Annotated in this window: 13 protein-coding genes and 2 pseudogenes; 7 read left to right on the top strand and 8 right to left on the bottom strand. The window is 37.3% G+C overall.

What is annotated here, in order from left to right; translation table 11 throughout:
- Positions 1-47 precede the first annotated feature (47 nt).
- The 5 genes from GT674_RS16100 to GT674_RS16120 all read right to left on the bottom strand — a co-directional run bounded on the left by GT674_RS16100 (position 48) and on the right by GT674_RS16120 (position 3,169).
- A complete protein-coding gene (locus GT674_RS16100) occupies positions 48-455 on the bottom strand; it encodes a putative PDDEXK endonuclease (protein WP_192926063.1) in 408 nt (135 codons plus the stop codon).
- A gap of 2 nt (positions 456-457) precedes the next feature.
- Positions 458-754: a hypothetical protein gene (locus tag GT674_RS16105; RefSeq protein ID WP_161286607.1), complete on the bottom strand. Its 297-nt coding sequence runs from the start codon at positions 752-754 to the stop codon at positions 458-460.
- A complete protein-coding gene (locus tag GT674_RS16110) occupies positions 751-1,044 on the bottom strand; it encodes a DUF4348 domain-containing protein (RefSeq protein WP_161286609.1) in 294 nt (97 codons plus the stop codon). Before GT674_RS16110 ends, GT674_RS16105 begins: the two co-directional genes overlap by 4 nt.
- Before the next feature lie 501 nt (positions 1,045-1,545).
- Positions 1,546-2,745, bottom strand: coding sequence for a helix-turn-helix domain-containing protein (locus GT674_RS18365; protein ID WP_161286610.1), 1,200 nt, complete (start codon positions 2,743-2,745; stop codon positions 1,546-1,548).
- Entirely contained in the window at positions 2,732-3,169 is a 438-nt protein-coding gene (locus GT674_RS16120) for an RNA polymerase sigma factor (RefSeq protein ID WP_015541277.1), read from the bottom strand. Before GT674_RS16120 ends, GT674_RS18365 begins: the two co-directional genes overlap by 14 nt.
- Positions 3,170-3,673: 504 nt before the next feature.
- Here GT674_RS16120 and GT674_RS16125 point away from each other — a divergent pair.
- Positions 3,674-4,033, top strand: coding sequence for a helix-turn-helix domain-containing protein (locus GT674_RS16125; RefSeq protein ID WP_015524620.1), 360 nt, complete (start codon positions 3,674-3,676; stop codon positions 4,031-4,033).
- A gap of 63 nt (positions 4,034-4,096) precedes the next feature.
- Here the strand turns inward: GT674_RS16125 and GT674_RS16130 are convergent, their stop codons facing one another.
- Complete coding sequence (locus GT674_RS16130; RefSeq protein ID WP_022214380.1) at positions 4,097-4,432, bottom strand: hypothetical protein; 336 nt, start codon at positions 4,430-4,432, stop codon at positions 4,097-4,099.
- Between the two features lie 171 nt (positions 4,433-4,603).
- Between GT674_RS16130 and GT674_RS16135 the strand changes: the two genes are divergently transcribed.
- The 3 genes from GT674_RS16135 to GT674_RS16140 all read left to right on the top strand — a co-directional run bounded on the left by GT674_RS16135 (position 4,604) and on the right by GT674_RS16140 (position 5,460).
- Positions 4,604-4,867 carry a helix-turn-helix domain-containing protein gene (locus GT674_RS16135; protein ID WP_015541275.1) on the top strand — a complete coding sequence of 88 codons (264 nt, stop codon included), beginning with the start codon at positions 4,604-4,606 and terminating at the stop codon, positions 4,865-4,867.
- Positions 4,868-4,961: 94 nt separating this feature from the next.
- A complete protein-coding gene (locus GT674_RS17195) occupies positions 4,962-5,135 on the top strand; it encodes a hypothetical protein (protein WP_015541274.1) in 174 nt (57 codons plus the stop codon).
- Complete coding sequence (locus GT674_RS16140; protein ID WP_015541273.1) at positions 5,122-5,460, top strand: type II toxin-antitoxin system RelE/ParE family toxin; 339 nt, start codon at positions 5,122-5,124, stop codon at positions 5,458-5,460. The genes GT674_RS17195 and GT674_RS16140 overlap by 14 nt, the downstream gene beginning before the upstream one ends.
- Positions 5,461-5,513: 53 nt before the next feature.
- On the opposite strand, the gene GT674_RS16145 is transcribed toward GT674_RS16140, so the two are convergent.
- Positions 5,514-5,873, bottom strand: coding sequence for an MmcQ/YjbR family DNA-binding protein (locus tag GT674_RS16145; RefSeq protein WP_055059020.1), 360 nt, complete (start codon positions 5,871-5,873; stop codon positions 5,514-5,516).
- A gap of 400 nt (positions 5,874-6,273) precedes the next feature.
- On the opposite strand from GT674_RS16145, the gene GT674_RS16150 reads away from it, so the two are divergent.
- The 3 genes and pseudogenes from GT674_RS16150 (at position 6,274) to GT674_RS18375 (ending at position 7,661) form a co-directional block, all read left to right on the top strand.
- A complete protein-coding gene (locus GT674_RS16150) occupies positions 6,274-6,615 on the top strand; it encodes a plasmid mobilization protein (RefSeq protein WP_008703806.1) in 342 nt (113 codons plus the stop codon).
- A pseudogene (locus tag GT674_RS18370) lies at positions 6,564-7,004 on the top strand (relaxase/mobilization nuclease domain-containing protein); the annotation flags it as partial. The gene GT674_RS16150 and the pseudogene GT674_RS18370, both read left to right, overlap by 52 nt.
- 42 nt (positions 7,005-7,046) lie before the next feature.
- On the top strand, positions 7,047-7,661 hold the full coding sequence (locus GT674_RS18375) for a hypothetical protein (protein WP_442859863.1): 615 nt from the start codon (positions 7,047-7,049) through the stop codon (positions 7,659-7,661).
- Positions 7,662-7,710: 49 nt separating this feature from the next.
- Here the strand turns inward: GT674_RS18375 and GT674_RS18050 are convergent.
- Positions 7,711-7,816: pseudogene (locus GT674_RS18050) on the bottom strand (transposase); the annotation flags it as partial.

Here is a 7,816-nt window from a genome sequence, read left to right on the forward strand (position 1 = left end):
GCTTACATCCGCCAAGATGCAACTCAATCATACCTTGAGGTTCTTTTTTATTCAATTGGCGCTTTTAATGAATTACAGGAATGCTCCTTATTGATATAGGTAGAAAAAATTTTGATAAAATCGTCCAAGGAGAGGGAAACAAGCGTTTCCTCCCTGTTCTTTTTATGGATTACTACTGGGATATCACCAGCATTTTTTGCGGAATTATCCCGCACAGCTTGATGATAGGCATTATATAGATTTAATTTCTCCACATGTTTACACTCTACATGTAATCCGCCGACACCTTCCACATCTCCTGCATCTCCTGTTTTTCCGCAGTGCTGCGCTGTGCGGTGAGCGTCCGGGTAACCATGAGCTTGAAGATAATGCGCGACTTCCAATTCAAATCTCGCGCCTTTCTGCCTGCTCGCGCGTCCAATCTGCTGAGGCGTTCTTTTTGTTTTACCTGCCATTATTACCATCCTTTCTTAATCGCCTCCATGTTTGCACGTACCAAATCCTCAACGGTGTAAGAGTCTTCGTAAGCTTTAACTAACTGGTTAAACGCTTCTTCCTCAGATATTTCACGGACACCATTTTTTTCTCCTACCAGCCAACGTCCGGTTGTGCTGTCATAACCGATCATTCCACTCGCTCCGTGAATATCAGCACCGCCGACGGCCAGCTGAATACACCTTTCTCCCATATTGCCGCCAAAATTCAGTTCGTAGCGATCAATCACGACAAAAATTCTGCTTGGTATATTTTTCATGATAAAAAGCCCTCCTTGATTCCGATCAATGCGCCGTCAATCATGTCGGCCATCGTTAAAAAGTTCTTGTATGTATCCAAAAAATCGTTTACGACAGCGTTTTCGGACACTTCCATTTCGTTCTCATCGAGCTGATAACTCCATCGATCAGCAACACGATCAAAGATATATCTCCTACTACTGATGTTGCGTCCACTATTGGTGCAGGCTTCAAACCACACCAGTGTTTTATTTTTGCCAATAACGCAATGTTTAACAGTTGCAGATAATGCTGTTGTGATGTTTTTCATGAGATAACCCTCCTATTCTTCCTGTAAATCTGAAATTTGAGCGGGGATTACTGAGTTTGTAATGTTACAAGCCCTCTGTATTTTATAGAACTATATGCTCTTGTTACCACCGGAGTCTATAATATATATAAGGGTCTGGTGGTAACATACTCGTCAATTATCAGCTTTTTTAAAGCATCTTTTTTTTACAAATCACACAAAAGCAATAAAAGATTATAATTTTATTAACTCAGTAATGTAATCAGTGAGTGTCTGTTGCCAAGAGCTGAAAAAGATTAACAGCTATTAGTTAAATTATTGTCTGTTAAATCTACTCAAAAATCACTTCCGGATTGGCGACAATATTAACAGCTATTAATTTGCCCGTCAGTTTTTACATTTAAAATGAATGCGTTAGCATTGACTACCAGCTCTGAGTTGGTAATATTATGGGCTATTAGTACAGTTTCAACAGCTTATAATATGCTACCAACTCAGTAATCCCCGACAGAATTGCAAAAATCAATAAACGACATTGCAGTACGGCGATAATTTGTAATAAATTTCTCTTGCTGTAACCCTATCAACCGGCACATCAATATCTTCTTTTCTGAGTTCTGCTGGGAACCTCAGAGTCAATATTTTGTCATGTTGATACAATGCAAAATACATATCAGCGTATGTTTCAGGGAGCTTGTCCTTACACTCTCCGTACTCCATCTCGTTGTTTTTTGTTATTGTTTTACGAAGCATTTCTATCACGGTCTCAGCATCCATCTTATCCAATTCCTCGTCTGGAACATTCAAGATAATGGCTTTTTTTCTCTTTTTTGGAGCATACTTGACAGCTGCTTTTTCACATATTTTCTTAACATCGCTATATTCAACATCTAACACATTACAGAGCGTTACGTTTCCTCTCGTGTTAGCAATAACAATTTCACAACCATTTTTGACAAAATATGGTGGTTTGGAGAACGAGAAACTGTATTTTACATTAAGCGATTTTATCAATTTCTCGTATTTCATAACTGATTCCGGCGACTCCTTGCCAGGCTTGCGGTAGATATAGCCAGCTCTTCCGGTAGTTTTTTTGACATTACAGGAATCTTTTCCTCTCAATTTTTCCAGAAATTCTTTATTTTGCTCCTTGCTCAATAATGAGTTGAGAGATTTCTTGGAGACGCCGATTCCCTCTGCCATATCAGCCATCGTGAATGTATGTCCGTCTGGCAGCTCGTCATACCATTTACTGACCTTGTACATCATAGTTCCAATTTTTTCCGTTGATTTAAGACGTGGATGCATCTTGCTTGGAATATATATGTAATCCTCCCTATTGGAGCAATCACATCCAAAATACTCCAAGGTCATACGCATCAATTTTTCATAAAAATCCTCGTCTGCCATGTCGTATGTTCCCTGTTTGCGTCCTCTTATTGCCCATATCATAGTAACGTCATATTTATCAACATCTGCTAGGTCATTACACCAATACCGGATTCTCAGCCTGTTGACCTCTTGGATGATATCAACCAATGCAGAACGAAGGGTTACCTGTCCAAATTCGTCAAACATTTTTCTGGTAGCCAAAACTGTTATGTACCCTTCATAATGCTTCAACACTGCCTGGATTGCCTCAGTATCACCAGTTGATGCTGCCTCAATAACATGGAATGGCAGCAAATCAAATGCGCATTTCTGTTTTTTACTTTTTTTCATTTGCAGATTCCTCCATATTTTTTCTCATCAGTTCCAGTGATCGTCTACGATGCTCATTAATTGTGCTGCGTACAAGATTCATTTCTCTGGCAATGTCTGCATCACTCATATCCATAAAATATGATAATAATACAACATTCCTTTTCTTTTCAGTAAGTGTCTGCAGTGCTTCAGCAATCAATGCATCTTTGACTTCTATGTCGTAACCCAGGACCTGAAAACGATGTGTTTCCATTTCATGCTCTTCCATTATAAAAAGTCTGCTCAACTCCTTTTCTGATAATTCTGACAACATCACTTCATACTTCTGGCGATATGCCATATGCTTTTCATAATTAATAACTTCACTTTTCAATGCCAGCTTGCACAGAGAATCAAACTGATGTCTGACTGTCTGCTCATCTTGAAAAGAGGATTGCTCCATAAGAGTTCACCTCCTTCCCCGCCGGTAGGCAATAAGCAAAGTTCTTGCTTCCCCTTCACACATATCCCAAACGGATGAGTGCATTTGTCGGGGTGTGGGAAGAAATTTTTAAAAAATTTCTTAATAAATACGAGAAAATTGTTTTTCCTGTATTTTGAGGTATATAAAAAACGTCCTAATGGGTAGTTTTTAGCCCATCGGACGCTATTTATATCAAAAGATAATATTTTGCCATCATTTTTTGTGGCATATAATTCACTTTTTGAGGTAAAGAAATTTATTTGCTTTTTTGAACTATTTATCTATTTCATCCGTCACGTAATGACGGATATGATACCAGACAATAAAATTCTTAATCTTTCCTATACCTCCGGATCTGTTTTACGGAAATTCAGAATTTTATATGTCTTTTAAAAAGTGAAATATCACCATCTTTTTTAGTGAAATATTAGTTCATTTTCTTTCAAGAAAGGGAACTATACACTAAACATGGAGGTGTATCATATGCCAAAACAAACAGATAAAGAACTGGGATTGTTTTTTAAGAACGCCCGACACGAGCAAAAATTGACTTATGAAGAATTAGCTGAAAAAGCAGAAATGTCCAGCCGATATTTAAAGGAAATTGAAAATGGGGGCCGAGTTCCCAGTTTTCATAAAATCAGAAAACTGGTACGCGCTTTAAATGTTCCTCCTGAACCATTGTTTTATCCAAACAATCATACAGATAATCTTGATTATCAACGCCTGCTCATGTACCTGTCAAAATGCAACGATGAGCAAATTACCGCTATCCTTGCCATCGTAGAAGCATACCTGCGCACATACAAAATTCCTACAGACCACGATAAACAAGATCCCTGAAATTCATTTGAATTCTATCTGAATTATTCTGAAGAAGCGGTATGGTTTCCCATACCGCCACTCTTAACGTGCATATTTTTCTATCATTCTCTTAACATTCGTGGATTTCTTTATTGCCCCTATATTAATAAGAAACTCAACTACATCCATCATTCCCTGGTAATAAGCCCGCTGCTCCTCTTCATAATGGAAATGTTCTAACTGATCCAGATATTTATTCCAGAAATTCTGCTCACGCTCTGGGATTTTTTCCAGATGTAGTGGCAGCTTCTTTTGTATTTGTTTCAAATTCTTCTCTGCTTCTTTCCATTCTTCCGGCTGTACTGTATATTCTCTTTCTCCGAAGTCACAGCGCAATTCCTCAAATAAATTCGATACTGCTTCATAAAATTCATTCATCTTCTTTCCACCTCTCATTAGAATTATTTCTCATTACAGGCAGCATTATCATTTTCTTATTTCAAAAATCAAATAAACTTTCCAAAAACTTCATCTTTAGAAGTATAGTAACAATATTTTTCCTTAAAATCAATAATAATACTTCATCTTTAGAAACTTTTGAGGATCAGAATGATTATTTATTGGGATAAAAAAACGAACAGTAAAAACAGAATAGGACAACGGGTAAAAGAATTACGAAAGGCTCATAATCTTACTCAGAAAACACTCGCTGCCAAATTACAACTTGCAGGATATGATTTTAATGATCTGGCAATCCTGCGAATTGAACAAGGCACACGTTTCGTTCCCGACTACGAAGTTGTCGCACTGGCCGAAGTATTTAATGTTTCCTGCGAATATCTTCTCGGTCTGACGGACGCTCCTGCAAAATAATTTAATTGTATTGCCTCCAATTATATGCTAAACTATGGATAGATACTTCTGAACAACATACACTATTTATAAACCGTATGATTGGAGTGATTTCATGGAATTAACAAAAAAAGTCCCTACAACCGATAAAAGCCAGGAAAACAATCATCTTCTCCGCATGTTAGACCGGGGAATTGATGATATGGAAGCTGGTCGTGAATTGCCACTGGAAGATGCTTTTCGCAAAATCACAGAATTAAGGGATGCACGAAGAAATGCAAGAATATAGAATTATTTTAACCTGGGAAGCAATTTACGATGTCACAGACATTGCAGATTATATTGAAGAAGAATTCGGCCAGCAACATGCTGACCGTTTTCAATCTGATTTGAAAGAACAAATGCAGAATTTAAGTCAGTTCAGTACTGCCTTTCCCCGAACTCAAATTCTGTACAGAGGATATTCCATACATAAAAGATCTTTTCCGCCATCTATTATTTTTTATATTATAATGGAAGAAACAAAAGAGATTCATATTCTCCGAGTGCTGCGCCATGAACGAGATTGGGAAAATATCCTATTGCAAAGATCAACTTATACATATCCAGAATAAATACCTGGGAGCCGATCAGAGATTTTTCTGAAAGGCTTCCTTTTTAATTTTAATTACTTCCCACTGTCAATTAAATCATAACTCATATCCAGAAAATCCAGTGTCTTAGCTTCACTGACAGAATCATCCAGAAGAATCGTAATCCAGTGCCGCTTATTCATATGATACCCCGGTAAAAATCCATACGTTTGAATAATCATCCCAACCAGATCAGGATCACATTTTACATCTAGGATATTAATTTTTCCATCTTCTTCTAATCCCAGTGTTTTCTTTTCCACTGCCATAATTATAGCATACCATTTTCCATTTTTATGTCGAAGCACCGCAGAATCAGGATCTTTTTTCCATAAATATTCCGGTTCCGTTCCATATTGCTCTTTCACATATTGAAAAATTTCTTCACGTTCCAAATTTATCCCTCACTTACGATTTCTTGCTCTGATTATACGCTATCAGGATTATATTCTCAACCACTTCTCACAGTTCTATTTATGTTTTATAGCTTTTGCATAGCCTGCTTTGCAGGCTACACCCCAAAAGAAGCAAGCACTGCCAGTGTCATGACACCTGGCTCATTTTACAAAATTTCCCCTTCGGTTTATTTTGTAAAAATGTATCAGGGAGTATCCCTGGTCCTCTCATATTTTATAATTTCTTAATTTGACGCTTCTGCCTACTCCTGTTAAAATAAACTGTAGACACATCTGTCCAAAACATCATACAGCCAAGTAATATAACTGTCATAGCCGAACTGGTTAGACAGTTTTTTTGTACTCTTTTTTATAGAAAAAAACGAATTGGAGGATTTCAATGAGCAAACGTACCAGAATTCATCCCGTACAATTTTATTTGAATGATGACGAACAATACATTTTAGAAGAAAAATATCGTCTTTCCAGGATGAAAAGCAAATCTGCCTTTCTACGGAAAATGATCTTATATGGATTTGTATATGAAGTAGACTACTCTCATATCCGAAAAATGAATACCCTGCTGGGCAATATCAGCAGCAATTTGAATCAGATCACCCATCGTATAAACAGTAGCAATACAGTTTACCAAAAGGACCTGGACGATATAAAGGAGTTAATGGAAAAAATATGGCAGTTACAAAAATCCATGGTATCAAAACAACCGTTGATAAAGCAATAGAATACATCTGCAATCCAGATAAAACTGACCAGAATCTATATATTTCTTCCTTTGCCTGCTCTCCCGAAACAGCCGCTCTTGACTTTAAATACACTTTGGATCATACACATGACTGCAGAGATCCGCACAATACAAATAAGGCATTTCATCTGATTCAGGCATTTTCCCCTGGTGAAGTTTCCTATGAAGAAGCCCATCAAATCGGCAGAGAACTTGCGGATCGCTTGCTGGAGGGAAAATACTCCTATGTTCTGACAACACACACTGATAAAGGTCATGTACATAACCATTTAATTTTCTGTTCTGCAGATAACATCACTTTTTCTCATTACCATGACTGTAAAAAGAATTACTGGAAAATACGAAATCTCAGCGACACTTTATGCCAGGAACATAACCTGTCCACAATTATGCCAAATGGTAAAAAGGGAATGAAATACAATGAATGGGCTGCAAATAAATCTGAATCCAGTAAAAAAACGCAGCTGCGAAAAGATATAAACCAGACAATCCGAATCGTTTCCACTTATTCAGAATTTCTTACATTTATGGAAGCTAAAGGATATGAAATAAAAAACGCAGAATTTGGCGAAAACAGCAGAAAATACATTACCTTTCGTTCTCCCGATATGTCCCGTCCAGTGCGTGGAAGTGCTAAATCTTTAGGAAAAAACTTTACTAAGGAACGTATCAAAGAACGCATTAATAATAAGCTTCACAGAACTACTGTTCCTTCTGTTCGTAATAAGTTAATAGACACCAACACTCCCAATATAGCAGGAAACATTGGACTTCAGAAATGGGCAAATAAGGAAAATTTAAAAATTGTCTCTGCTGAATATAACAAGATGCTCACACATAATCTACATAATTTTTCAGAACTTGAAGACCGCATAGCCTTGTTACATATGCAGCAAAAAGAGGTAAATACCTCTGTTGTTTCTCTCGAGTCTCAGATACGTCATCTTCGAGAAATGCTAAAATATGCCAAACAATATCAGAAGAGAGCGTTTCAAGTTTTGTGTAAACAGAAAAAACTGATATAAGATATGTCATTAGTTATCGAGGACAGAACCTGTTTTTCAGGGTTCTGTCCTTGTTTGTATTATAATACAGTTTTAGGGCATCCTTACGTCCTTCCATATCAATCCCAATCGCAATGTAAACAGCACGTTTTACAATCCGCCCCTCATTACGGGCA

It is taken from the genome of Blautia sp. BIOML-A1 (assembly GCF_009883055.1).
GTDB lineage: Bacteria > Bacillota > Clostridia > Lachnospirales > Lachnospiraceae > Blautia_A.